The organism is Thioalkalivibrio nitratireducens DSM 14787 (assembly GCF_000321415.2).
GTDB lineage: Bacteria > Pseudomonadota > Gammaproteobacteria > Ectothiorhodospirales > Ectothiorhodospiraceae > Thioalkalivibrio > Thioalkalivibrio nitratireducens.
This window is the reverse complement of record NC_019902.2, coordinates 84,402-110,039: the sequence shown is the minus strand read 5'-3', so window position 1 is coordinate 110,039 and position 25,638 is coordinate 84,402. Positions and strand designations below refer to the sequence as shown.

The window sequence follows — 25,638 nt, the reverse complement described above, 5'->3', positions numbered from 1 at the left end:
CCCCGGCAGGCGTTCACGGAGAAACGAACCTGCGCCGAGGCACCTTGGCTCTCTGGTAACCCACCGGTTTCACGACAGCGTGGAAGACTGCCTCTCAAGATGCACCCCTTTTGACGGCCATCACATTCAAGCTGATACGCTTCCCGTTGCGGATCTTGTTGCTGTTGTCCGCAAAGAGACCGAATCGCTTCACTTGACGGATCTCCGAGAACCCGACCTTGCGAAGCCAATGAACCAAGAAGGCACGGCTGAAGCCCGTACGGTGAAAATCGCAGGGATTCACCTGGCCCCCGAAGATCATCCGCATCACGAAAAATCTTTCATTGGACGAAAGTTTCCGGTCCAGAAACATGGCCGACAACACCTCAAGGTCCGGGACGCTGATCCGCAATCGGCCACCTTCCTTCATTACCCGGTACCACTCGTTGAGCACTTGCTCCAACTCCTGGCTGTAGCTAAAGTGCTCCAGCACATGAGACGCGTAAAGCTCGGTGAACGTTCGGTCGGGAAAGCGGGAAAGGTCTTTCGCGTTCCCGACATGATCAACACCCTCAGCAGGCGCGATATTGAATATTTCCCAGCCTGGGGCTGGCCTCGTACCGCCGATTTGCAGGCGTCGCGGAGGAGCCTCACCTTGTGCGTCGTGCTCTCGGCTGTGGGGCTCAGTCACCTGTCGCCACGCCCCGAGAAAAAGCGATTCGAGTTTACGCACGAACCCATGCGCATCGCAAAGAGGGGATGCCAGCAGCCGGGGGCGCATCTGCCCCCTAAGCGCGGCCAACCGTGCCGGTTCTCTCCCCAACTGCCCGGCGCGCGCGATGTAGTCCTCCTCTGAACCCGCAACGAGATCGTCCAACGCCATCTGCCTCAACACACTAGCACTGACGCGCCCCACGTGACTGCGGCCATAAAGCGTCAGGACCGGAACCCCCATCCACAACGCCTGGCAGGTGGTCGTAGTCCCACTGTAGGGAAACGTATCCAACGCGAGGTCCACCCGGTCATAGATCCGCAGGTGCTCCTCGGTGGAACGCACGCGGTTCATCAAGTCGATCCGAGCGCCCGGATTGCTCAAACCGGCGGCCTCGAACAATGACATCAGCCGTGTTCGCGTTTCGGACGAGTCGAGCCCTGTCGACTTGATCAGGAGGCGCGAATCCGGGACTGCTGCAAGAATGCGTGCCCAAACTGCGATGACCTCTCGCGAAATTTTCGCGTAATTATTAAAAGTTCCGAAGGTGACGAAACCGGCCGAGGCGGCGGGTGGAGGTCCGACAGGAATTGCCAGCCTCGGCGGCTGGTAGCATAGGAAGACAGGATCGATGCGCAGCAAGCGCTCCCGGTACAGGCGATCGGACGCCCCCGGTGGATCGGTTACCGCGTCGGTCACCCGGCAGTCCATGGATCGGATACCTGTGCCATTAGGATAACCCAGGTAGGTAACCTGTAAAGGCGCAGCACGACGGATGAAGACATCCAGCCGATTGCCTGATGTGTGGCCGGCCAGATCGACCAGGATATCTACGCAATCTTTACGGATCGCCTCCACCACCTCCTGCGTCGCCAGACCATGGATTTCGCGCCAACGGTCGCACAGCCGCTTAAGCTCATCCGTCACCGAATCCTGCTTTGCATTGGCCGCGTACCCGATGACCTCGAACCGGGTGCGATCATGGTTTTCAAGTATCGGCCGAAGGAACGAAGCGGCGGAATGATTCCGGAAATCGGCGGAAACATAGCCGACCCGGAGACGTCGGGGGTCGTCCGAGGGTTTCCTAGTCCCAATTGCCGGACCCTTCAAGAAGCCATGGCGATCGCCCCAGTCGAAGTGCTCCTGCGCAATGTCCTCGGGGGAAAACTCCGTTGCGTAATGCATCGCCATCAGCATCCGGCGTTCGATTTTGGAATCCCGCTTGATTGCAAGTGCTTCCTGATGCGCAAGAACGGCTTTGTGCATTTCGCCGACGATCTTGATCAGCGCGTACGCTCTCAACCTGAGCGCAGCAACCGAGTTCCGATGCCGCCTGACTGCTTCGTCCAGATACGCGAGCGCCGTGACGGGTCGACCCTGCTGGATAAGCATCCTCCCGAGCTCCGTGAACAACTGGGAGCCCTGAACGTATTCACCTAGGAGTTCGCTGAGGACCCTCACCTGAATCGCGGGCTCAGATGCCGGTTGCAGCGTAGCGAGCAATTCTTCCGCATGCTGTCGTGGCAGAGCGACGAGCGAAAGAAGTTCGCCGCTATTCGGCGACTGGCGACTCCCGTTCGCTGCTCTGCGTTCAGGATCTTCAACCCGGCTGCGCAACTCCAACAGAACCCGTTTCAGTGCATGGTTCATGATTTGGAGCCTTGGCTCTCTGCAGGCCGCGTATCGAGGCCAGCCCGCTTTTCCGTCCGTCCGGGGAAAATGACTTCTACCTCCAGCCCAGGCACTGTGGTCGCGGAGACACGGTACCGTCGCGACACGAGCCCTACGTCGACGCGGTGAATGCCGTTCTCGATCTGCTTTGCCGGAGGCGGTCTGAGCCCGAAGTAATCCCGATAGATACGGCCCGGCCTCCAGTGCCGTGTAGGCATCATCCAGTCGCATGGATCGTGATCCATACCGCGGCCCCAGACGGACGCAGACCCAGGAATGCCACGGACCTGAATGTCCAACCGGACGTCATCGGACAACTCGTGATCCGCCTGCCAATAGCTCTCAACCCAGATCATCTGCCGCCCAACAATTCTTTGCGGCAACACCCGCACGCCCAACAGCCGGAGAGGCCCGATCGGGATTTCCGCGATGGCAACGTTCCGGGGAACGGCATCCACGCAGCACGTTGCTTCTTCAACTCCACCGCTCCAGGCAGACTCGTAGTTCATAGCAGGCGGCCCACTCTGATCACGCGCGACCTCACCATTCCCATTTCGTGGCAACGGATCGAGAAAGAGAATGCCGGTATCCGCCGTCGCCATCACCATCTCTGATCCCAGATCCCATGACATCCGGGCGTACTCGAGGCAGCGTTCACGCGCCTCCGTACCCGGCGCAGGAAAGCTCAACCCGAAGTCCGAGATCACGGGCATAAACTCCAGCATTTCCACACCGCGGTCGCTCAGGCTCAAACGAAAGAGCCCCGAGTCCACCTGCCCCGTTTTCGCATCAAACAACAGGTTCCCCGCATCGTGAATAATGGGCCGTTGCTTGTACACTTCGACGCCCTGAAGACGATGTGCAGAGGCACCGAGAACGGCATCGGCCCCTGCATCCACAAGTGCGTGACCGACTTGCACTTCATCGTCACCGGGATGCGGCTCGCCATTCCTTCCCCAGTGAACCGCGACCAGCACCACATCAGCGATGTCTCTGGCTTTTCCGATCCTGGGTTTCATCTCATCTATCCAGGCGCGGGACGACTTCAAGCTCAGGTACGCGATCCCGGGACGGCTCGCTCCAGCAGCAAAATGCGGCATGGTTGCATCGACTGCAAAGATTGCTACAGAACAGTCACCGACTGCCCTGTAAATCGGCGCGAACGCCTCTTCGCGGTTGCGCCCGGCCCCAACCGATCCAATACCCGCACGCGCAAGGATTTCCTGCTGTTGCATCAACGCGCTGCTGCCATAATCGCCGGCATGGTTGTTAGCTACGGCAACGACATTGATCCCCGCGTCAGACAGTACCTGGACCATTTCCGGCCGTGCTCGATAATAGTATGGCCCCCGCTCACCTTTCTCGACCCCATGCTCGCCGATTGAAGCCACCACGCACTCCAAATTGACGATCCGGAGCTCAGCATTTGCCAGTTCCGGTATCCGCTCGAACATCGCTCTGCTACCCAGTTCCGCAGTGCGGTAGTGTTGCCTCCGCCCGAGATTGACATCCCCGCCCCAGATCACGCGCGCCTTTCTTCTATCGCTCCCGCCTACTCCCAGGACCGATGGATTCGCGATAGTCGAGCCGACATCCCCACCCTCCATCCGCATGGAGCCCAGCAGCGGAATCCGGGGCTTTCGGCCGCTGACGTTAAGGCTGATATTTCGGCCAAGAAACACCTTGTTAGTGATATCCGAAAACTGCCGAAAGCCGACATGTTGATACACATTCACAAAACCGGCGCGCTCGAGATGGAGTTTAATGAGCTCAAAGTCATAACCTGCGCAATTGAAATCGGCGGTTCCGGTTTGCGCCCCGAACATCATGCGCATCACAGAGGTTTGTTCTCTCAGAGACAGAGAGCGGTTCAGGTACAGTCGAGCGAGAACGGACAGGTCGGGCACACTCAGCTTCAAGACGCCCCCAGGCGCAAGGAGTCGGTAAACAGATGACAAGAAACCCCTTTGAAACTCCCGGTAAGGCAGCGTCGCGACCACATGTGAAGCGAATATGTCGCCGAAAATGGTATCCTTAAACTCTGCGAGCCCACGCGGATCAGTGATATGCTGAGACTGCGTCGTAGCAGACTGGTGCTGACTCGGCGGTCTCGCGAGGGGCCGAGCGCTGATGACTAACTGGCGATCAGCGAGCCTCGTTTCTCCATAGGCAACATCTACCACGGCGTCGCGTTTTGGGCCCGGATTCTTCAGGTAACGCAAATAGGCGACGTAGCCCGAGAGATAGTGCTGCACATCATCTATCCGCACCCGGAAACCATAATGCCGGATGAAAAACGCCCCCAGAATCTTGGTGGGGACTTTGAAGAACATCGCCAACTCGGGATAGAAATACCCGTTCAACAGGTAGCGGGCACGATAATTCAGAGCACGCTCAAACTTTTCAAGATCCAATTCGGCGTTGAGCATCTCACGCAAACTGTCGTCATTCCGCATCCGCGCGAACATCTTCTCTGCCGCCATCATCAGTTCCAGCAGCGTGGGGTAGGTGGTCAGCCGCGTCAGAACGAAGTCGAGGTGCTCGCGCACATTCTGAATACCGAACAGAAAATATTTTTCTTCAGGCACATGCTGCGTGAATTCGGTGATGCAGTAGCCAAGCCAGTGATCGTGCGCCCTCCAGTGCTCTGACGCTATGAAATGGTCCATCGCCTTGTGTACGGCCTCCAACCACCGTGGATCACCCGTCAGGTCGTAAAGCCGCAATAGCCCGAAAGCGGCTTCGCCATCGTAGTAGATGGTCCTGGTCGTTTCCTTGAGCTCAAGCGAGGGGTATTCGAGCACGTGAACGAAGCTGCCGGTCTCCGGGTCCTGCATGGCGAGCAGACCTAGGGCGAGCTTTTCCATCAGGGGGTACCGACTGGTATCGCTGGTCAACTTGGCGTGCTTGGCAAGTGCGAGCAGGCTGACCGCGTTGCCACCCAGCTTGATTTCGTTGCCAACATCCACGAGGTAGGAGACTTCGTTGCCGTTTGGAAGCCGCACATCGTGGATCAATTCGCGGCAAAGGTACTCAAGTGCGCGTTCGGCAGCCGCGAGGTGTTTTGCGTCCTTCGTCAGTTCCCAGCCCTCAAGGAGCGCGTAGGCGGAACTCGCGTGGCGCAGCGAATTGTAGGACGGAAGTGGCTTATTGAAGGCCGGAGCCCAGCCATAGGCCCAGCGGCCATCCGGCCTCACCTGGCGGGAAAGATAATCACTGCTCCGGCAAACCAATTCGCGTACCAGTTCGACATCCAGTGTTCCAACCCTTCGCACCCCCGCCATATTTCCTTCATGCTCGAGAGCGATGGTCTCGCGCCCATTAGCGAACACGGCACGCGTTCGGAAGACCCACATCGGCTCGCTGTCTGACTCGGGCCAGCCACGATCGACGCCGAATCGACGGCTCAACAGGCGCTGCAGATTACACTGATTCGGGGTGCAGGCCATGATATCCCCGGTGTAGAGAGAACTCGTGCCACTCAACTCCTGCTCGAGGACCGCGACTCGCAACTCCGGGTCCCAGCCGACCCCCCACTTGAAATAATTGGTCTTGGTCTTGGCAAACGTGCTTTTCAGCTCCAGCCAGGAAAGCTCCCGAATTTCGGAAACCACGTCCACACGAAGCCAGCGTGGCGGAAGCTTTTGCGTCTTGAGCCACTGGCGGAGCCGCTGCATGCCGTTCGCCCATGCCTGATCGAAATCGTTGCCTCGTACATTGACGACGTGGGCGCGCTCATGTCCGTTACAGGCAGAGAAGAAGAGGACCCAACCACAAGCGGGAACGGAATACTGGGTTTCTTCGAGGAAACGGGACAATGCGGGCTTTGCCGCAGACGCAAGTTGGGCGAGACTCACGGTGGCGCGCCCCAGCAATACGCGACACATGAAGAGGAAGAGGTGTTGGAAGCTCTACCTGGATTCAGAGTACTCAACTGAAGCACCTTGAGGTATGCACGAGTGCGCGCAGTATGATCCCAATTCCAAAGCCTAGTGAAGGGGCTCCGCCGAATCAAGCGGAAACGGGTTGACTATCACGCAAGCTTCGCCGGTGGTCCGGCCCCGTTTACCTCTTTAAGGCACGCGGATGTCGGAGGCTTGCGAGTGGCCGTTGGGGTTTTCCGGCGCCAGATCGGCGAGAGGGCTCGCCTCCTACATGCTCGCAGATCCTGCGGCGCATCTGGGGTCATCACCAGGCTCCGTTTTCAGCTGTTGGACGCACTGATTAGCTCTTCATCGCGAGGAGCGCATCCTTTAGCCGCAAGCATAGCGTGGTGGGACTAGGCGATCCATAAGGCACTGATTCGTTGGTGCCGCCTGGATTGCCGCGCTTTGCTCGCAATGACGCGGCCCTTTGTTCAGCGTTGCCTTGGTGCGCAACATACTATCAGATGATCCCGTCATGCTCGTCGAAAAGGTCGAGATCGCGTGCCGTCTCCCGTAGAGACTTGCGTGCCAACAACTTGCGCTGGGCGGCTTCAGGAAAATCGGTGAAGCTGATCAGCCCCCGGCGCGTCAGGATCTCGATCAGATCCTCAAGGACTCGAATGGTTTCAAGGTCGGACGCCGCGAGCTCCGAGACCCCGGTGGCCTGCAGAGCGGCAACGAACGCAGCAAGTTCTGGGCTGGAATCCGGTATCGGCTCGGAAATCTCCGGCGTCTGGATGCGACTGACCGCGACTATCTCACCCTTCTGGTTTCGTCGTATAAACATCGTCAGCGCCCACGAACAAACGTTCCGTGGACCCGACAATGCGCCAACGGGCCAGGAGAATCAAGCGAACGCCAAGGGCGATTTGAGGTTGGGAGTTCATGATTGCCCGATCACGCCTCGTGCCCCGGCAAATACGTTCGACGACGTGATTACCGGTTAAACGCAACGACCTTCTGTACCCAGGAAACAGCCAAGCACTAGGGAAGCGCTGATTAATCCATCCCGTCACTGCGAGCGAAGCGCGGCAATCCAAACAGCGCCTTCTGAATCAATGCGTTATGGATCGCCACGTCACGTCGCGCCTCGCGATGGCGGTTTAATCAGCGTTTCCCTAGAGCTTTTCGTGGAGAGGCCGTCCTCCCGCACGCCAGATTAGATTTGTTGCAGGCGGACGGCACCCCTTCCCCGGACCAGGTCGGGGTCACGACCCTGTACGAGCGGTCGTGACCCCCAACGACGCGTCAGTGCTGCTCTTCGCCATCCGTGGTGTCCGGGATGTCCGGCTGATCGTCGTCGAAGAACGGTTCTTCATTGGCATCCGGATCAGTGTCGTCACCGCCGATATCGTCATCCCCCTCAGGGAATAGCCCCTCATCGTCGTCGCCCGTCACGTCCCGACTGCTGAGGGAGCCGGCCTGGAGCGGCTGCGAATTACCCTCGATCTCGGTATCCGCATCGGTATCCGTGTCCGCATCGGTATCCGTGTCCGTGTCCGTGTCCGTGTCCGTGTCCGTGTCCGTGTTCCGTGTCCGTGTCCGTGTCCGTGTCCGTGTCCGTGTCCGTGTCCGTGTCCGTGTCCGTGTCCGTGTCCGTGTCCGTGTCCGTGTCCGTGTCTCCGTATCGGTATCGGTATCGGTATCGGTATCGGTATCGGTATCGGTGTCCGTATCGGCGTCCGTATCCGTATCGGTATCGGTATCGGTATCGGTGTCCGTATCGGTATCGGTGTCCGTATCGGTATCGGTGTCCGTATCGGTGTCGGTGTCCTCAGATCCCGACGACTCAAGGCTGCCGTAGCTCACTACTTGAACATCTTTCCCTCCGACCTTCCCGGAATTTCCAGCTTCGGGCCAACCTTCATCACCAAAATCTGGTTCGGTTTCCGTGGCGACCGGATTGCCATCCCCGTCATATTCGATGGTGTAATGCTTATTGCCGCCATGGATGATGATATCCGTCCATTCACCTTCGCCGGCCACCTCATCTGCCACCTGGATAGCAAGCTCAGGGTTGTCCTCGATCTTGATGTCCTCGTCACCGTCAAACTCGACTTTAATGACGGTCCCGTCGTCCAGCTTGACCGCGATATAGGAATACGCCGGTGACGGACCATCGGTATCCGTATCGGTATCCGTATCGGTATCCGTGTCGGTGTCGGTATCCGTATCGGTATCCGTGTCGGTGTCGGTGTCCGTGTCGGTGTCCGTGTCGGTGTCCGTGTCGGTATCCGTGTCGGTATCCGTGTCGGTGTCCGTGTCGGTATCCGTGTCGGTGTCCGTGTCGGTATCCGTGTCGGTATCCGTGTCGGTATCCGTGTCGGTATCCGTGTCGGTATCCGTGTCGGTATCCGTGTCGGTATCCGTGTCGGTATCCGTGTCCGTGTCGGTGTCCGTATCGGTATCCGTATCGGTATCCGTATCGGTATCCGTATCGGTATCCGTATCGGTATCCGTGTCGGTATCCGTGTCGGTATCCGTGTCGGTATCGGTATCCGTGTCCGTGTCGGTGTCCGTGTCGGTGTCCGTATCGGTATCCGTGTCGGTATCGGTATCCGTGTCCGTGTCGGTGTCCGTGTCGGTGTCCGTGTCGGTGTCCGTGTCGGTGTCCGTATCGGTATCCGTATCGGTATCCGTATCGGTATCCGTATCGGTATCCGTATCGGTGTCCGTGTCGGTGTCCGTGTCGGTGTCCGTGTCGGTGTCCGTGTCGGTGTCGGTATCGGTGTCCGTGTCGGTATCGGTATCGGTGTCCGTGTCCGTATCGGTATCCGTATCGGTATCCGTATCGGTATCCGTGTCGGTATCCGTGTCGGTATCCGTGTCGGTATCCGTGTCGGTATCCGTGTCGGTATCGGTGTCCGTGTCGGTATCGGTATCCGTATCGGTGTCGGTGTCCGTATCGGTGTCCGTGTCGGTGTCCGTGTCGGTGTCCGTGTCGGTGTCCGTGTCGGTGTCCGTATCGGTGTCCGTATCGGTGTCCGTATCGGTGTCCGTATCGGTGTCCGTATCGGTGTCCGTATCGGTGTCCGTATCGGTATCGGTATCCGTATCCGTATCCGTATCCGTATCCGTGTCGGTATCCGTGTCGGTATCCGTGTCGGTATCCGTGTCGGTATCCGTGTCCGTATCGGTGTCCGTATCGGTGTCCGTATCGGTGTCCGTATCGGTGTCCGTATCGGTGTCCGTATCGGTGTCCGTATCGGTGTCCGTATCGGTATCCGTGTCGGTGTCCGTATCGGTGTCCGTATCGGTATCGGTGTCCGTGTCGGTATCGGTATCGGTATCGGTATCGGTATCGGTATCGGTATCGGTATCGGTATCGGTGTCCGTGTCGGTGTCGGTGTCGGTGTCCGTGTCCGTGTCCGTGTCGGTATCGGTGTCCGTGTCGGTGTCCGTATCGGTGTCCGTATCCGTGTCCGTATCGGTGTCCGTATCGGTATCCGTATCGGTATCCGTATCGGTATCCGTATCGGTGTCCGTGTCGGTGTCCGTGTCGGTATCGGTATCCGTGTCGGTGGGCGGGCCGGTGTCCGTGTCGGTGTCCGTATCGGTATCCGTATCGGTATCCGTGTCGGTGTCCGTGTCGGTGTCCGTGTCGGTGTCCGTGTCGGTGTCCGTGTCGGTGTCCGTGTCGGTGTCGGTATCGGTGTCCGTGTCGGTATCGGTATCGGTGTCCGTGTCGGTGTCCGTGTCCGGTATCGGTATCCGTATCGGTATCCGTATCGGTATCCGTGTCGGTATCCGTGTCGGTATCCGTGTCGGTATCCGTGTCGGTATCGGTGTCCGTGTCGGTATCGGTATCCGTATCGGTGTCGGTGTCCGTATCGGTGTCCGTGTCGGTGTCCGTGTCGGTGTCCGTGTCGGTGTCCGTGTCGGTGTCCGTGTCGGTGTCCGTATCGGTGTCCGTATCGGTGTCCGTATCGGTGTCCGTATCGGTGTCCGTATCGGTGTCCGTATCGGTGTCCGTATCGGTGTCCGTATCGGTATCCGTGTCGGTGTCCGTATCGGTATCGGTATCGGTGTCCGTGTCGGTATCGGTATCGGTATCGGTATCGGTATCGGTATCGGTATCCGTGTCGGTGTCCGTGTCGGTGTCCGTGTCGGTGTCCGTGTCGGTGTCCGTGTCGGTGTCCGTGTCGGTGTCCGTGTCGGTGTCCGTGTCGGTATCGGTATCGGTATCGGTATCGGTATCGGTATCCGGTATCGGTATCGGTATCCGTGTCGGTATCCGTGTCGGTGTCCGTGTCGGTGTCCGTGTCGGTGTCCGTGTCGGTGTCCGTGTCGGTATCGGTATCGGTATCGGTATCGGTATCGGTATCGGTATCCGTGTCGGTATCCGTGTCCGTGTCGGTGTCCGTATCGGTGTCCGTATCGGTATCGGTGTCCGTATCGGTATCGGTGTCCGTGTCGGTATCGGTGTCCGTGTCGGTATCGGTGTCCGTGTCGGTGTCCGTGTCGGTGTCGGTATCGGTGTCCGTGTCGGTGTCCGTGTCGGTGTCCGTGTCGGTATCAGTGTCGTCCAGCAGGATCAGTTCGTCACCCACCTCGATCTCAGGAGTGGGCGCGCCGAACACCCCGAACTGATAGGCCACCGGAGGAACGTTCTCCGACACGCGCGGCAACCACACCGCGCTGCTACCTTCATCGCCGTCACCGCCAGGGCCAGGACCGGCAGCGGGTGCTTCGAGCAGGTCATCCAGACTTTCACCCCTTTCCAGGGCAGCAATGATCTCTTCGACCGTCGGCGCATCAACCTGAGATTCGTCGCCGTCGGGCGGGGTAGAGTCCGCAAGATCCTCGCTGATCGAAACTTCGTCGTCAGAGCCGACAACGAGGGGCGTTCCGTCGTCGAACGCGAGAACGACCGCGGCACCGGATTCGGTGATGACGACATCGCCTGGGAAAATGGGATCGTTGGGGTTCAGTGTGCGAACGTTCCCGTCCGCGTCGCGCACCATTGCGTTCCCCTGTACCGTGGTTGCGACCGCGATTGCCTGTTCGGTTGCCATCTGCCTTTCCCCCGCCCAGTCGGCGAGCCAATTGCTGGATATACCCTTTCAGCTTGAAGGGTAGCGAGCCGGCAAACGGGACACCAGACGGACCAAGGTACAGGTGGGCGGCAGGCGGCCGGATATCCGAGACAACCCGCAACGTCAGGAAGCAGGCGCTCCGCGGGCGAGGTACAACACCAGATGCACTCGATCCCTGACGCCCAGCTTCTTAAAGATGGCACCGAGGTGCATCTTCACCGTACGCTCGGTCAAGCTGAGCTGGTCCGCAATGTCCTTGTTGGAAGCCCCCGTCGTGACCGCCAGCGCCACCTCCCGCTCTCTGGCCGTCAGTCGCTCGAAGCCGTCCGGAGGGTAGCCCGGATCAGCGCGCCGGGCCACGCGCACCGCACGGATCATTCGTGCCATCACAGCGGGGTTAACCCACAACCCCCCGCTCGCGACCGTACTGGCCACCGACTGGAGAATCGTGACGTTGGACAGGCTGTGGCAGTACCCATGCGCCCCGGCTTCGAACGCGGCCACAGCCTCGTCATCGTTGGGGCGACGGGAGTGCACGACCACCCGGCAGCCTGATACCTGCTCGCGTACGACTTCAGGCCAGCGCTCGAGCCCGGTGCTGATCCAGCAGATCTCGACACCACGGGCCCGCTGAGAAGCGAATGGCGGCCGCTCGATCACGGCCCCCGGAAACGCCTCGACCCACCGTTCCGACGGACGCTCCTCCGGTGCAATTTTGAACCGATGCATCGCTAGCGCTCCGTGAACGCAATTTCTGTCGCACGCAACAGTGGCTTCAGCAAGTACCGCAGCAGCGTACGCTTGCCGGTCAGAATATCAACTTCGGCAACCATGCCCGTCATAATGGGCTGCTCGTCGCCGAACCCGTATTCATTCGTCCTCACGCGAACCTTGTAAAAGGTATTCCCCTGTTCATCAATCATCGAGTCGGGGCTGATGTGTTCAAGCGTAGCAGACAATCCCCCGTAGATTGCAAAATCGTAGGCCGTGAAGCGCACTCGTGCATTCAGACCTGGACGCAGGAACGCGATATCCCGCGGCGACATCTTTGCCTCGATCAGGAGTTGATCGTCGAGAGGCACCACTTCCGCTACCTCGCGTCCTGGCGAGATCACCCCACCGCGGGTCGTGATGAACAGGCGCTGGACGATTCCCCGCATCGGCGAACGCACTTCGGCCAGGCGTACACGGTCCTCCAGGGCTGTCGTGCCCTCCGCCAGTTCCGACAAGCGACCGAGCGTTTCCGAAAGCTCGCTGCGCCACCGGTTCTCAAAACTGAGCTTGACCTCGCGGATACGGGTTTCGGACTCGCTGATTGCCGCCTGCAGCCGGCTGATCTGGGCGATCGCCTGATCCCGGTCACCACGCGCCCTCGCCACCTCCCGCTGCAGGCGCAGGATCTCGACCTCCGACACGGCGCCGCTGGCCACGAGCGGCTCGGTCACGGACAATTCCCGAGAGGACAGTTGCAGCGAACGGATCGCCTGCGTGCGCCGAGCCTGGGCCTCGTTCAGTTCCTCGCGCCGCTGACGGAGCTGGTCCTCGGCAATGGCGATCCGTGCCTCCTGCTCCTCCCTGCTGGTTGCGAACAGCCGCATTTCCTGTTCGAGCACTTCCGCCGGGACTGCCATGAGCTCCGGAGTCACTACGAACTCGGTTCCGCCGACCAGCGCGGCGAGCCGTGCAGCACGCGCCTGGAGCGCACCCTCACTCGCCCGGGTCTCACCCAGATCGGCCAGGAAGCGTGTCGGATCAACACGCAACAACACATCACCCTCGTCGACGATGTCGCCTTCCCGTACCAGGATCTCGGACACCACACCGCCGTCGAAGGACTGGATGACCTGCAGCTGTGCCGATGGAATCACCCGGCCGGTGCCCCGGGCCACCTCGTCGATCTCCGCGACCGACGCCCAGCCGACAAGCACCACCAGCGTGGCGATAAAGCCGTACAGAAGTACCCGGGCGCGAACCGGCCGCTGCTGAATCAACGCCCATTCGGCGTCGGAATCCCAGCCACCCAGGTCATCGCGGGCTCCGCGAGCCTTCCCGTCAAACCGATTCATCTTCACACTTCCCCCGCAGGGAGAACAGCGTCACGCGGATCCTGCTTACGCATCGGACTCAAGTCCTGGCTTTCTTGATGCGTCCCTGCCGCAGCGCCTCCATCACCTGCTCCTTGGGTCCATCCGCAACGATTTGACCATGGTCCATTACAATGATGCGGTCCACGAGCTCCAGAAGTGACGTGCGATGGGTGATCACCAGCGCCGTACGGCCTTTCAGAAACTCGCGAAGCTGCGCCTTGATCGCACGCTCGGTGGAATGATCCATGGCACTCGTGGGCTCATCGAGCAGCAGGATCGACGGTTCGTGGATCACCGCCCGGGCAATACCGACGCTTTGTTTCTGACCACCCGACAGCCGGCTCCCGCGCTCACCCACCTCCATGTCGACCCCCTGGGGATGGCGATTGATCAGATCCTCCATGCCGCTGATCCGAATCGCCTTGAGAATCGCGTCGTCCTCCGCCAGCGGGCTCCCCAGCACGATGTTGTCGCGCAGCGAACCATAGAATAGGGTCACATCCTGGGAGACATGGCCCATCGCGCGTCGAAGCTCCGCGGGGTCGAGCTGCCGGATGTCGACGCCATCGATCAGAATCGCCCCGTCGGAAGGCTGATACAGGTCCAGGATCAGCTTGGCGATGGTCGTCTTGCCCGAGCCGACCCTTCCCAGCACCGCCACGCGCTCGCCAGCAGCGATGCGGAAGGAAACCTCGTCCAGCGCCGGAGTCGTCTGGTTGGGATAGACGAAGGATACATCGCGAAACTCGATATCACCCTGAATGCGGGGGCGACTCAGGAAGGACGAGCCCGGCGGGCGTTCGACTTCCAGCTCCATCATCCGGTTCAGCGACCGCAACGCTGTCGATGCTTGGTGATAGTGCACCATCAACCCTGCTGTCCGACCGATCGGCGACATCGCCCGGTTCGAGATCAGGTAGGAAGCGATCAGGCCACCGAGGCTGAGCGCACCGTTTATGATCAAGAATACCCCCGCGATGACGATCGTAACCCCGACCAAGCGCTGGATCCACGAGGAACCGTTCGAGACGCTGGTCGAAAGCAGTCGATTACGCGTGTTCTGCTCGGCGATATGAGCGCTTGCTTTTTCCCACAGCGCCTGCACCCGACCTTCCGCACCCAGTGTTTTGATCGTCTCCGCAGCGTTCAGACTCTCGACCAGCGTAGAGTTCCGCTGGGCCCTCGCGCGGTAGATGCTCTCCGCAAGCCCGCGCAGTTTGCGATGCACAAAAAGCACCCACACCAACAGCACGACCGCGCCAATCACCACCGGCACCGCCAACGGCCAGGCGATCAACGCGATCACGGCGATAAACAGCAAGACAAACGGGAGATCGACAAAGGCCAGCACCGTCGCCGATGAGATGAAGCTACGAACCGCTTCGAAGCTGTTCAGGCGAGAGGCGAACGCCCCCACGGAGGCGGGGTAGTTCTCCATCCGCATGCCGAGCACGCGCTCCATGATCATCGCCGACAGCTTCACATCGGCACGTGCTGCCGCCTTGTCCACGAAGTAGGCGCGCATTGTGCGCAGCAGCAACTCCGCGATCAGCACGATCACCACTCCCGCGGCGAACATGAACAGCGTCTCAACGGCGTGATTCGGAACCACGCGATCGTAAACGTTCAGCACGAACAGCGGCATCGCCAGCGCGAACAGGTTCACCATGAACGCCGCCACCAGCACGTCCCGGTACAGGCCCTTGTTCTCGCGTACCACACCCCAGAACCAGTGCCCCCGAGACTCCTTCGAAACCTCGGGGCTGCGCGCATCGACGCGGAACGTTGGACGCGCGTAGATCGCCCAGCCCGTGTACGCCGCCTTGAGCTGAGACCACGGCAAGTCTACCCGGGCATCGCTCAGATCCGGGTAAACGACGGTCGCCACGCTACGGTCGTCGTTCCAAGCAACCAGTACGCAGGCCTCGTCCCCCTCGAGCAACAGCACGGCAGGGAGGAGTTCGTCCCGCAACTGCCGGGGATCACGCTGAACGATGCGGCTGCTGAGACCCGCCCTGCGAGCCGCACGTTCGAATAGCGAGGGCGTCAGCCGGCCCTCGGGGGCGGGTAGTCCGGCCATCGCGGCTTCGCGCGTGAGCTGAACTCCGTGTGTCTTCGCAATCAGGACCAGACTGCCAAGCAGGGAGTCCTGCGCCCGGCTGTCGCCTGATCCCCGAGCAATCGCATCGTTCATGCCGGCTGGTGCCTCGGCGCCCGTTGCTTGCATGGTTCCTGAGAGCGCTTTCCGGCGGCAGGCCGTTGCCCGGACGCCTCCCTCACCAACACCGATTCGTCTCCTTGGTCGTCGTGGCCACGCAGCTGTTAGAGCTCGGTTACAAAGAACCGACCGCCACCCCATCACAACGCAACAGACCGGTCAAGCAGATCCCCGCAAGGCTTCGCGACCGGGAGCAAAGACGACCGGCTCTTCCTGTACGGGGATCGCGGCCAACCGGCGCAGGGTGACTGCCTGCAGCGCCCATCACCGGAACGGCGACGGCATCAGCGTCTCGGGCCGCGTGAACTTGTTGATGTCCACGGACATGCGGCCCATCGTACCGGTCATTCGGGCCATCGACTGGTTCATCTGCGACATGGATGCGTTCATCGTTCCGATGTTGCCGGCCATGCCGCGGATGTTCACCGCCAGGTCGTTCATGTTCTCCGCCATGCTGCGCACGTCCCGGGACATCAGCTCCATACCGGACCGCACCCCGGTCAGATCCTGCGACATCCCCGCCTGACCCTCGACCATGCTGTCGGCCATCACCGCCATGCGCCCGCTCATGAACGTCATGTCGTCGGCCATCGCCGAGACGTCCAGGCCCATCTGCGTGACCGCCCGGGTCATCGTGCTCATGTCGCGGCCCATGTTGAACATGAACAGGCCCATGCCGGTAAAGGCCAGCGCAGCGACAATCAGGAGCACCCCGACGCCCGCCTTGCGCGCCGCCGCGTTGGCGGCCGCAGGTTCCTGTGCCTCACCGGCATTGCTGCTCGACATTTCACCCTCTCCTCTGATCACTCGCCCAACCCCCTGCAGTGTCCGGTACGGACACCCTGCCTCGCACGCCAGCGCCGGCGACCGACACGATCCCCGGAACCGGCGGGGGCCTTCCGGGCACCAACAGGGTGCCCGCACCAAACGCCCAAAGTGTAGTGCAGATCCGCAGTGACCGGGACACGGCACCCCCGTCGCAGGGACCGCACCGGCGCATGCGTGCCGCCGAACCCGCACGTAGAATGCAACGCCACGGCGGCGCAGCGCGTTCGTCGCATCTCTCCAATCCGCGGCCGACGTCCTTCGTCGGGGTGCCTCGTGGCCGAGGGCATGGGAGTTAGCACCGAAGGATCGGATCGGCGACACTCCCGCCCGCCCCCCATGGAATCCCGCCGCCCGTGGACCTGATCTGGCATTACGCACTGGTGTTTCTGGCCGCGGCGACCCCGTGGCTCGAGATCATGATCGTGATCCCGGTGGCCATCGGCGTCGGGCTGGCACCGATTCCGGTCACCGTCGTCAGCTTTGTCGGCAATGCCCTGCCGGTATTCGGGATCATCGTGCTGTTTCGGGCCTGGGAACGCCGCCATGGGCCGCTGCGCCGGCACTGGAGCCCACGGGCCCGCAGCATCTGGGAGCGCTACGGACTCCCTGGAATCGCGCTGGCCGGCCCGGTAGTGACCGGCATCCACCTGGCGGCGGTGATGGCGCTTGCGCTTCAGGCCGACCGCCAGCGTACCGCGATCTGGATGACACTCAGTCTTGCGCTTTGGTCGGTAGCGACAACCGTGGTAACGCTAATGGGATTCGAGGGCTTGCGGTGGCTGTTCGACAAAGGGTGAGCTAGTCTTTTGGGTTCGTCTGCAAACCGCTGGCCTGCCGCTTGCATTCCTTAGCCTTGCTTGCATTCTTCGTTCGGGGAAACCACCACGCGCGCCCTGCCCGCCGGTTCAACCGGCCACCCGGTCGAGTCGACGCACATTCGCAGTGCACTCTGCACGAGAAAGGATCGACCACCCGATCAGCAAACCACCACATCCGGGTGCACAAATCAGCGCCCGGGCACAGACAAGGTCCGGCCGGCTGCCGGCGCTGGCTCATCGCGCTGCCCCGGACTTGCACTCCGGAACCCGTTTTACCGGTCGAGACACTCATTTGCGGACAACCCAGCGAGGGACACCATGAACCGAGCGCACACGAAGAACCCCGAACTGCGGGCCTGGATCGACGAGATCGCAGCCCTGTGCGAGCCCGACACGATCCACTGGTGCGACGGCTCCGATGAGGAGTACGACAGACTCACCAACGAACTCGTGCAGGCCGGCACGTTCCGGCGTCTGGATCCGGAACAATGGCCCGGCTGCTTCGCCGCGCGCAGCGATCCCAGCGACGTTGCGCGGGTCGAGGACCGCACCTACGTCTGCAGCATCAGCAAGAAGGACGCCGGCCCGACCAACAACTGGGTCCACCCGCGCGAGATGAAAAAGACGCTCAAGGGTCTGTTCGAGGGCTGCATGCGCGGGCGCACGATGTACGTGATCCCGTTCAGCATGGGTCCGCTCGGCTCGCCGATCGCGCAGATCGGCGTCGAGCTGACCGACTCGCCCTACGTGGTCGTGAACATGCGCATCATGACGCGCATGGGCAGCGCGGTGCTCGACGTGCTCGGCGACGGCCCGTTCGTGAAATGCCTGCACAGCGTCGGCGCGCCGCTGGAACCCGGTCAGGCCGACGTCCCGTGGCCCTGCAACCCGGACACGAAATACATCGTGCATTACCCCGAGGAGCGCAGCATCGTCTCCTACGGCAGTGGCTATGGCGGCAACGCATTGCTGGGGAAAAAGTGCTTCGCGCTACGCATCGCCTCGACCATGGCCCGGAACGAGGGCTGGCTGGCCGAACATATGCTGATCCTCGGCGCCGAATCGCCGGAAGGCCAGCGCACCTACATCGCCGCCGCCTTCCCCAGCGCCTGCGGCAAGACCAACCTCGCGATGCTGGTCCCGCCGAAGCCCTTCCTGGACGACGGCTGGAAGATCACCACGGTGGGCGACGATATCGCCTGGATCAAACCCGGGCCGGACGGACGGCTGCGCGCGATCAACCCGGAAGCCGGTTTCTTCGGCGTCGCGCCCGGCACCAACGAGCACACGAACCCGAACGCGATGGCGACGATCCGGCGCAACACCATCTTCACCAACGTCGCCCAGACCGATGACGGCGACATCTGGTGGGAAGGGCTGAGCGACACCCCGCCTGCGGGCCTGATCGACTGGCGCGGCGAACCCTGGGATCCGGCGAGCGGCCGGCCGGCCGCGCACCCGAACGCCCGGTTCACCGCCCCCGCGGCCCAATGCCCGTCGATCGACCCGGCCTGGGAGGATCCCGCCGGCGTTCCGATCCATGCGTTCATCTTCGGCGGGCGGCGCAGCACCACGGTGCCGCTGGTGCTGCAGGCGTTCAACTGGAATTTCGGCGTCTACATGGCCGCGACGATGGGTTCGGAAACCACCGCGGCCGCGTTCGGCGAGCAGGGCAAGGTTCGCCGCGACCCCTTCGCGATGCTGCCGTTCTGCGGCTACCACATGGCCGATTATTTCAACCACTGGCTGCAGATCGGCCGCGAACTCGCCCATCCACCGAAGATCTTCGGCGTGAACTGGTTCCGCCGCGACGAGCAGGGGCACTTCCTGTGGCCCGGCTTCGGCGAGAACATGCGCGTGCTGAAATGGGTGCTCGACCGGGTGCACGGCCACCGCCCCGCGGTGGAGAGCGCGCTCGGCCGAATGCCGCACTACGACGATCTCGACTGGCGCGGACTCGAGGGCTTTACCCGCGAGCAGTTCAACGCGCTGATGTCGATCGACCGCGACGACTGGAAACGGGAGGTGCACTCGCAGGACGAACTCTTCTCGGAGCTCTACGACAAGCTCCCCAAGGAGTTCATTTTCATGCGCGAACTGCTGCTCTCGAGCCTGTGGCGCTCGCCCCGGTACTGGGGCCTCGCCCCCGAACGCCAGTAGCGGCTCCGCAAGCGGGAGAGGGGAGAAACGTCCCCTCCCCCGGTCACGAGATAGGGGTTGGGGAGGGGGCCAGTACACGGCCCAACACCGCGCACTCACCCTCCCCGCTCCCGCCAGACGAGCGGATTGCTTGCGTGGCACGCACGCATCTGCTAACGTTCACCGCCTTTCGTCAAGGCCGAACCCTTTCCTGGAGTTTCCGATCATGGCCCGAGTCTGCCAGGTGACGGGCAAGCGCCCGATCACGGGGAACAATGTTTCCCACGCCCACAACAAGACCCGCCGGCGCTTCCTGCCGAACCTGCACACCCACCGCTTCTGGGTCGATAGCGAGAACCGCTTCGTGCGCCTGCGCCTGAGCAGCAAGGGGATGCGAGTGATCGACAAGCGCGGTATCGACGCCGTGCTGGCCGACCTTCGCGCACGCGGCGAAAAGGTCTGAGGAGAGCAACGACATGGCCAAAGGCGTACGTGACAAGATCCGGCTGATCTCCAGTGCCGGCACCGGACATTTCTACACCACGACCAAGAACAAGCGGAACATGCCCGAAAAGATGGAGATCAAGAAGTTCGATCCCGTCGTCCGCAAGCACGTGATGTACAAGGAAGGCAAGATCAAGTAACCGGGCTCGCAGAAGTCCTGCAGACAAGGCCCGGCTGAGTCCGGGCCTTGTCGTCTCCGAGGCCGCGCCGCCTCACGCGCACCCCCGCTGCCGGCATCCCCAGCCAGTTGGCGTGACAATACAGCCACGGAAGGCACGGACAAGGGCCGAAAGGCGTTCTTTGCCACGGATGAACACGGATGGACACGGATATTTTTTGGTTGAAACCCTGTCCGTGTGCATCCGTGGCTAACCTTTTTCATCGTTCGGGGTGGCTCGGAGCCATGACAGTTAGCGTGAAAGAACCTGACGTTGGGGCGAGCGAGATTCTGGCGTGACGCATGCCGGTGCGCAAATGCCTGCTTGCGGGACTCGAAGAGCCTGTGTGGCGGCTCAGGTGGCGGTGAGATAGCCGTGCTTTTCCAGCATCTTCAGCCAGCGCGGCGCGTTGCGCTGCACGACGAGAGCCTCGTAATCGACGGTGCGATCCTGGTAGGGGGCCGCATGATTGAGCATGGCGTAGACGATGCGCAGGAGCTTGTGCGCCAGGGCCACGATGGAGCGCTTGTGTCCCTTGCGGATGGACAAGGCCGAAAACTTGTCCTTGAGCGCACAGCGGGTGCGGGAGGCGGCTTGCGCGAACTCGCACAGCAGGCGACGGACCCAGGCGTTGCCCTTGCGCGTGCGTCCGTCTTTGCGTTGCCGGCGCTCTCGTGGTTGCCGGGGCAGATGCCGACCCAGGACGCGAGGCGTTCGGCGCTGCCGAAGCTCGCCATGTCGGTACCGATTTCGACGAGCAGCATGGCGGCGCCAATGCGGTCGATGCCGGGCACGGTTTCCAGCAGGCACACCTGCGGCTCCCAGGGGGCCAGACCCGCAAGCAGTTCCTGTTCGAAGCGGGCGATCATGGCCTCGAGGTACTCGATGTGCGCCAGAACCTCGTTGAGCACGAAGCGGTGCCTGGTGCTCAGTTCCTCCGGTTGCAGGGCTTCGAACAGTTCTTCGCGGGAAGCCCGCAGGCGGCCGGCGAGGTCGAGGATTGCGTGCATGGGGGCAGTCGGCGAGCAGGGCCTTGATCATGGCCCGTGCCGACGCGCCGTGTACGTCGGAGACCAGCACGTTCAGGCGAATCCCGGCATCGGTCAGCACCTTGTGCAGCCGGTTCTTCTCCGCGGCCAGCATCCCGACCAGCTTCTGGCGCTGCCGGGCGATCAGGCGCAGATGGCGGATCTCGGCCGGAGGAATGAACGAAGCCCGCAGCAGACCGGCACGGGCCAGCGTGGCCAGCCACTGGGCATCGGAGAGGTCGGTCTTGCGGCCAGGCACGTTTCGGGCGTGACGGGCATTGACCACCCAGGCCATGACGCCCACACGCTCAAGGGCCGCATAGGGGCTCTTCCAGTAGATCCCAGTGCTCTCCATCACCACGACCTCGGGGTCAAACCCGCGAACCCACTCGGCCAACGCCCGCCGATCGCGCTTGAAACCACCAAACTCCCGGTGCTCCACCGCCACACTGCCATCGGGCTGCTCGATCAGCGCACAGGCCGTGATCTTGCTCTGGTGCACATCCAGACCGACAACGCGCCGGTGAATCGGGGTAATGTCCATGCTGACCTCCTCGGGCAAACGCACTATCCTTCACGATGTGCTGTCGCCAAGGGCGCCGTCCTTCAACGGCCTGTCGGGACTCGACGGCTCTTTTTAGCGTGCGCTGTCCATGACCCTTCCAGGCCATGCCAGGCAATCCGGGGTACGAGTGAAGGGCAGCGGGTCGAGTTAGCGTGCGCGGTCAGGCGCCATCAAGAATTATCGCGACCTCAGCCCGACGCGACAGCACGCCCATTATCTTTCATCATCGGGGGTGCCGCGCGCCCGGCGGCATGACAGTTAGCGTGAAAGTCACGGCCTGTCTCGTGTCCCTGGCGACACGTAGCGGAAGAGAGCAGCGTCATCCGCCACACCGCGTTCGCAGTGCCCAGGCGCCCGCGGCACCCCGGGCGCCGGATGGCGGATGACGGCCTTCGGCCGTTTCCGCCCTACGCCTCTTTCATCATCGCGGGGGGCCGCCTGCGCTGACAGTCAACCCCAGCGTTGCATGAACCGGGTTACCGCCATCGCGGACGCTGTAGGCTGCAACTCTGGGCTACAGCATGGATCGGGGTGATAATTGCGGTCTTTACCGACAGCCGCAAGGCTGACCGGATACACACCCAGGCCGTGCGGGAAAACCTGCATTGGGGCTTCGCCCCACCGCAAGCCCGCTGGCCGGCGTTAACCAATCTGGCGCAACGACATGAACGACAGGCTTGCCTGGACAGGGGTGAAACGCCCCCCCGGCTTTCCCGCACCGGCCCTGACCTCCGGGACTCAACCATGAACCTACCGTTGAGGAGCCGCTTGCTGGACACGGACGTCGCCGTTGCCGCCGAGGCGGCGACGGATGCCTGCCTGCATGTCCATGCCGACCATCCGCCGGGTATCCAGCTCGCACCCAATTGCCTGAGTATCGCGCCCGGTCTGCGTTCGCTGTCCCGGGATCCACTGATCGAGATCTGGAGTCTGCCGGGCACGGGCCGGGCCGCACGTGCCGGCACGGTGTACCTGCTGGAGCACGAGGACGCGCTGTTCGCCGCCTGGCACCGACCCGACGACGCGCTCGAGGCCAACACCCGCGACGCCTACCGGGATCTTTTCCTTGCCATCCAGGCGCGCGGCTTCACCTACCCGATCCGCATCTGGAACTATTTCAGCCGGATCCACGCCGAGGAATGCGGACTGGAACGCTACCAGTCGTTCTGCATCGGCCGCGCCCGGGCGCTCGAGGAACTCGGCGTCGCGGAAGATCGCATGCCCGCCGCGACCGCGATTGGCACCGGCGCACCGGGCCTGTTCGTGTACCTGATCGCTGCGCGCGAACCCGGCGCGGCCGTCGAGAACCCTCGCCAGGTCAGCGCCTACCACTACCCCGAGCAATACAGCCCGGAGAGCCCGGCGTTTGCCCGGGCGACCCGGATCGAAACTGCCGACGGTCCGCAGCTATTGCTGTCCGGCACCGCGAGCATTACCGGCCACGAAAGCCGCCATGCCGGCGACTGCCCAGCCCAGGCCCGGGAGATTCTTGCGAACCTGGACGCGCTGCACGCCGCTGCCGGAGCCGACATCCCGCCCCCGGCCTGGCTGCGCGTCTACCTGCGGCGTCCGGAGGACCGGCCCGACGTGGCCAGCGTGCTGGCCGAACACTACCCAAGGCTCCCGCCGCTGCAGTGGGTGCAGGGCGACGTTTGCCGCCGCGAGCTGCTGGTCGAGATCGAAGGCGTCTATGCCCGAACTCCCTGAGGTCGAGACGACCCGTAGCGGCCTCGAACCCCACCTGCAGGGACGCCGGATCCGGGAACTGGTCGTGCGTGAACCGCGGCTGCGCTGGCCGGTGCCACCGGAACTCCCGGCGATGCTCTCGGGGCGGCAGGTGCGAAGGCTCGACCGGCGCGCGAAATACCTGCTGCTGGGAACCGACGGCCCCGGCGTGCTGCTGCACCTCGGGATGTCGGGAAGCCTGCGCCGGTGCTTGCCGGACGCCCCGCTGCGCCCGCACGACCACCTGAGCTTCCGGCTCGACGACGGCTTCGAGATCCGGCTGCACGACCCGCGCCGCTTCGGCTGCTGCCTGCCGCTACCGGACCCGCCGCGGCTCCACCCGCTGCTGTCGACGCTGGGCCCGGAACCGCTCGGCGATGCGTTCGATGGCGACTACCTCCACTACTTAAGCCGCGGGCGCCGCGCGCCGGTGAAAGCCTTCATCATGGACCAGCAGGTGGTCGTCGGCGTGGGCAACATCTACGCCAGCGAGGCGCTGTTTCTCGCCGCCATCCGTCCCGGACGGGCCGCCGGCCGGGTATCCCGAGCCGAATATCGCGCGCTCGCCACCAGCGTTCGCAGCGTCCTCGCCCGGGCGATCGCCGAGGGGGGCACCACGCTGCGGGACTTCGTACGCGAGGACGGCACCCACGGCTATTTCCGCCAGCGCCTGCGCGTATACGGCCGCGAGGGCCAGCCCTGCGTTTCCTGCGCGACCCCGATCCGCACCCGCCGCATCGGCAACCGCGCCAGCAGCTACTGCCCCGCCTGCCAGCGCTGACTCGGCGCGATCTGCATCACCCGCACGCCCCTGTCCCCCAAGCGGGACAGGGGCGAAGGCGCGCTCGTTGGCCGCCTATTCGGCGGCAGCGAGACGCTCGGCGAGTTCGCGGCCGTTGCGTACGCAGTCGTTCATCGCGATCCCGCGATAGGCGTTGCCGCCCAGATACAGCCCGGGGTAGCGGTCGAGTTGCTTGAACAGCGCATCCACCGCCGCAATGTGGCCGACCCGATAGGACGGGATGCCGCGGTCCCAGCGCTGCACGAAGCTCACGTCCGGCTCGCGCTCGACGCCCATCGTCAGGCGCAGCCCCTCGCGCGCGGTCGCGATCAGCCCTGCCTCGTCCTGGTCGACCAGTTCGGGGTTGCGCTGGCCGCCGATCATCACGCGCACGCTCTTGGCCCCGTCAGGGGCACGGTCCGGGAAGATGCTGCTGTCCCAGAGCACTCCAAGCACCGGCAATCCCGCGCTGGTGGTGGTCAGCAGACCAAACCCGTCCAGCGGGTGGTCGAGTTCCTTCCAGCCGAGCCCGACCACCGCCACCGGCGAGTACTCGATCGCGGCGAGTCCGGCGGAGAGATCGGGATCCAGCCGCCGCAGCATCGCGGAAGCCGCGTGCGACGGGGTGCTCACCACGACCTGGTCGAAGCCTTCTTCGAAATCACCGGCACGCACCCGGTAGCCGGAAGTGGCGCGCACGACCTCGGTCACCGGCTCGCCCAGGTGCCACTGCGCCGGGGTCTGCGCGCGCAGATGCCCGATGAACGTGCCCACCCCGCTCTTGAAGCTCATCAGGATCCCCCCGGGGCCGGCCTGCTTCTTGCGCCGTGCCAGCATGCCGCGGAACAGTCCGCCGTGTTCCTGCTCGAGGCGCACGACTAGCGGAAAAGCCGCGTTCACCGAGACGCGATCCGGGGTGGTCGCATAGATGCCGGCGGTCATCGCGTCCAGGAACACGTCGGTGAAGCCCTTGCCCACGCGCCGATAGCCAAACTCCTGCAGAGTCTCCTCGCCGCCGCCGCGGCGCCGGGGCGACACGAAAACCTCGCCGGCCACGCGCAGCTTGTCGCCGAACCCGATCAGTTTCGAGCGCAGGAACAGCCCCGGGGATTCCGGCAGCCGGTGCAGCCGGTCGGTGAAAATGTAGCGCTTGCGGGCCTGGTCGGAACTCGGCATCAGCAGATCCTGCGCCCCGGCATCCTTGGCCAGTTGCATGCTGTCGGGCTTGTTGGTCAGAAAGCCGTTGCCCCCGGCCTCGAAGTGAAATCCGTCCTGCGTGACCGTGCGCATCGTCCCGCCCGGGATCGCGGCCGCATCGAAGACGTGGACCTCCCGGTCCGGCCGTTCACGGAGGAGGTAGAAGGCCGTGGTCAAGCCGCTGATGCCGGCGCCGATGATGGCAGTACGCATGATGCACTCCTGGAGGGATGGGGAACACGACAGGCGACCGATAGGATCGGTGC

At 62.7% G+C, this 25,638-nt stretch carries 16 protein-coding genes and 3 pseudogenes; 8 read left to right on the top strand and 11 right to left on the bottom strand.

Annotated elements, in window-relative coordinates; genetic code table 11:
- Window positions 1-94 precede the first annotated feature (94 nt).
- The 4 genes from TVNIR_RS19480 to TVNIR_RS20085 form a co-directional block, all read right to left on the bottom strand.
- Window positions 95-2,341, bottom strand: a complete 2,247-nt coding sequence (locus TVNIR_RS19480; protein WP_169794284.1) for an O-linked N-acetylglucosamine transferase family protein — start codon at window positions 2,339-2,341, stop codon at window positions 95-97.
- The gene (locus TVNIR_RS18410; protein WP_157092158.1) at window positions 2,338-6,219 is read right to left on the bottom strand and encodes a CapA family protein; all 3,882 of its coding nucleotides are present in this window, start codon (window positions 6,217-6,219) and stop codon (window positions 2,338-2,340) included. Before TVNIR_RS18410 ends, TVNIR_RS19480 begins: the two co-directional genes overlap by 4 nt.
- Before the next feature lie 529 nt (window positions 6,220-6,748).
- The gene (locus tag TVNIR_RS00545; protein WP_015256987.1) at window positions 6,749-7,075 is read right to left on the bottom strand and encodes a hypothetical protein; all 327 of its coding nucleotides are present in this window, start codon (window positions 7,073-7,075) and stop codon (window positions 6,749-6,751) included.
- A 461-nt stretch (window positions 7,076-7,536) separates the two neighbouring features.
- Window positions 7,537-8,097: a hypothetical protein gene (locus tag TVNIR_RS20085; RefSeq protein ID WP_015256986.1), complete on the bottom strand. Its 561-nt coding sequence runs from the start codon at window positions 8,095-8,097 to the stop codon at window positions 7,537-7,539.
- A 3-nt stretch (window positions 8,098-8,100) separates the two neighbouring features.
- On the opposite strand from TVNIR_RS20085, the gene TVNIR_RS20305 reads away from it, so the two are divergent.
- On the top strand, window positions 8,101-8,400 hold the full coding sequence (locus TVNIR_RS20305) for a hypothetical protein (protein ID WP_169794281.1): 300 nt from the start codon (window positions 8,101-8,103) through the stop codon (window positions 8,398-8,400).
- A 2,531-nt stretch (window positions 8,401-10,931) separates the two neighbouring features.
- On the opposite strand, the pseudogene TVNIR_RS21185 reads toward TVNIR_RS20305, so the two are convergent.
- From TVNIR_RS21185 to TVNIR_RS00510, 5 genes and pseudogenes are all read right to left on the bottom strand, one after another.
- Window positions 10,932-11,252, bottom strand: a pseudogene (locus TVNIR_RS21185) (retention module-containing protein); the annotation flags it as partial.
- Between the two features lie 195 nt (window positions 11,253-11,447).
- Window positions 11,448-12,053, bottom strand: a complete 606-nt coding sequence (locus TVNIR_RS00525; protein ID WP_015256983.1) for a response regulator transcription factor — start codon at window positions 12,051-12,053, stop codon at window positions 11,448-11,450.
- A gap of 2 nt (window positions 12,054-12,055) precedes the next feature.
- Window positions 12,056-13,390 carry an HlyD family type I secretion periplasmic adaptor subunit gene (locus tag TVNIR_RS00520; protein ID WP_015256982.1) on the bottom strand — a complete coding sequence of 445 codons (1,335 nt, stop codon included), beginning with the start codon at window positions 13,388-13,390 and terminating at the stop codon, window positions 12,056-12,058.
- Between the two features lie 58 nt (window positions 13,391-13,448).
- Window positions 13,449-15,605: a type I secretion system permease/ATPase gene (locus TVNIR_RS00515; protein WP_015256981.1), complete on the bottom strand. Its 2,157-nt coding sequence runs from the start codon at window positions 15,603-15,605 to the stop codon at window positions 13,449-13,451.
- A 288-nt stretch (window positions 15,606-15,893) separates the two neighbouring features.
- Window positions 15,894-16,415, bottom strand: a complete 522-nt coding sequence (locus TVNIR_RS00510; protein WP_015256980.1) for a methyl-accepting chemotaxis protein — start codon at window positions 16,413-16,415, stop codon at window positions 15,894-15,896.
- A gap of 395 nt (window positions 16,416-16,810) precedes the next feature.
- Between TVNIR_RS00510 and TVNIR_RS00505 the strand changes: the two genes are divergently transcribed.
- The 4 genes from TVNIR_RS00505 (at window position 16,811) to rpmG (ending at window position 20,058) form a co-directional block, all read left to right on the top strand.
- A complete protein-coding gene (locus TVNIR_RS00505) occupies window positions 16,811-17,254 on the top strand; it encodes a small multi-drug export protein (protein ID WP_015256979.1) in 444 nt (147 codons plus the stop codon).
- Between the two features lie 339 nt (window positions 17,255-17,593).
- Window positions 17,594-19,435: a phosphoenolpyruvate carboxykinase (GTP) gene (locus TVNIR_RS00500; protein WP_015256978.1), complete on the top strand. Its 1,842-nt coding sequence runs from the start codon at window positions 17,594-17,596 to the stop codon at window positions 19,433-19,435.
- A gap of 205 nt (window positions 19,436-19,640) precedes the next feature.
- Window positions 19,641-19,877: a 50S ribosomal protein L28 gene (gene rpmB / locus TVNIR_RS00495; RefSeq protein ID WP_015256977.1), complete on the top strand. Its 237-nt coding sequence runs from the start codon at window positions 19,641-19,643 to the stop codon at window positions 19,875-19,877.
- Window positions 19,878-19,890: 13 nt separating this feature from the next.
- Window positions 19,891-20,058 carry a 50S ribosomal protein L33 gene (gene rpmG / locus TVNIR_RS00490; protein WP_015256976.1) on the top strand — a complete coding sequence of 56 codons (168 nt, stop codon included), beginning with the start codon at window positions 19,891-19,893 and terminating at the stop codon, window positions 20,056-20,058.
- Between the two features lie 372 nt (window positions 20,059-20,430).
- On the opposite strand, the pseudogene TVNIR_RS00485 reads toward rpmG, so the two are convergent.
- Window positions 20,431-21,648 (bottom strand): annotated as a pseudogene (locus TVNIR_RS00485) (IS110 family RNA-guided transposase).
- A 272-nt stretch (window positions 21,649-21,920) separates the two neighbouring features.
- Here TVNIR_RS00485 and TVNIR_RS20295 point away from each other — a divergent pair.
- The 3 genes and pseudogenes from TVNIR_RS20295 (at window position 21,921) to mutM (ending at window position 24,175) form a co-directional block, all read left to right on the top strand.
- Window positions 21,921-22,116: pseudogene (locus TVNIR_RS20295) on the top strand (hypothetical protein).
- A gap of 297 nt (window positions 22,117-22,413) precedes the next feature.
- Window positions 22,414-23,376: a chorismate transformation FkbO/Hyg5 family protein gene (locus TVNIR_RS00480; protein ID WP_043738959.1), complete on the top strand. Its 963-nt coding sequence runs from the start codon at window positions 22,414-22,416 to the stop codon at window positions 23,374-23,376.
- Window positions 23,360-24,175, top strand: coding sequence for a bifunctional DNA-formamidopyrimidine glycosylase/DNA-(apurinic or apyrimidinic site) lyase (gene mutM / locus TVNIR_RS00475; RefSeq protein ID WP_015256972.1), 816 nt, complete (start codon window positions 23,360-23,362; stop codon window positions 24,173-24,175). Before TVNIR_RS00480 ends, mutM begins: the two co-directional genes overlap by 17 nt.
- A 75-nt stretch (window positions 24,176-24,250) precedes the next feature.
- Here the strand turns inward: mutM and hemG are convergent, their stop codons facing one another.
- A complete protein-coding gene (hemG, locus tag TVNIR_RS00470) occupies window positions 24,251-25,585 on the bottom strand; it encodes a protoporphyrinogen oxidase (RefSeq protein WP_015256971.1) in 1,335 nt (444 codons plus the stop codon).
- Window positions 25,586-25,638 lie beyond the last annotated feature (53 nt).

Coding starts and splice junctions, on each gene's coding strand:
- TVNIR_RS00545 (WP_015256987.1), bottom strand. CDS start 7,075: ATGTTTATACGACGAAACCAGAAGGGTGAGATAGTCGCGGTCAGTCGC.
- rpmB (WP_015256977.1), top strand. CDS start 19,641: ATGGCCCGAGTCTGCCAGGTGACGGGCAAGCGCCCGATCACGGGGAAC.
- TVNIR_RS00500 (WP_015256978.1), top strand. CDS start 17,594: ATGAACCGAGCGCACACGAAGAACCCCGAACTGCGGGCCTGGATCGAC.
- hemG (WP_015256971.1), bottom strand. CDS start 25,585: ATGCGTACTGCCATCATCGGCGCCGGCATCAGCGGCTTGACCACGGCC.
- TVNIR_RS00510 (WP_015256980.1), bottom strand. CDS start 16,415: ATGTCGAGCAGCAATGCCGGTGAGGCACAGGAACCTGCGGCCGCCAAC.
- TVNIR_RS00525 (WP_015256983.1), bottom strand. CDS start 12,053: ATGCATCGGTTCAAAATTGCACCGGAGGAGCGTCCGTCGGAACGGTGG.
- TVNIR_RS00480 (WP_043738959.1), top strand. CDS start 22,414: ATGAACCTACCGTTGAGGAGCCGCTTGCTGGACACGGACGTCGCCGTT.
- TVNIR_RS19480 (WP_169794284.1), bottom strand. CDS start 2,341: ATGAACCATGCACTGAAACGGGTTCTGTTGGAGTTGCGCAGCCGGGTT.
- TVNIR_RS00515 (WP_015256981.1), bottom strand. CDS start 15,605: ATGAACGATGCGATTGCTCGGGGATCAGGCGACAGCCGGGCGCAGGAC.
- TVNIR_RS00520 (WP_015256982.1), bottom strand. CDS start 13,390: ATGAATCGGTTTGACGGGAAGGCTCGCGGAGCCCGCGATGACCTGGGT.
- mutM (WP_015256972.1), top strand. CDS start 23,360: ATGCCCGAACTCCCTGAGGTCGAGACGACCCGTAGCGGCCTCGAACCC.
- rpmG (WP_015256976.1), top strand. CDS start 19,891: ATGGCCAAAGGCGTACGTGACAAGATCCGGCTGATCTCCAGTGCCGGC.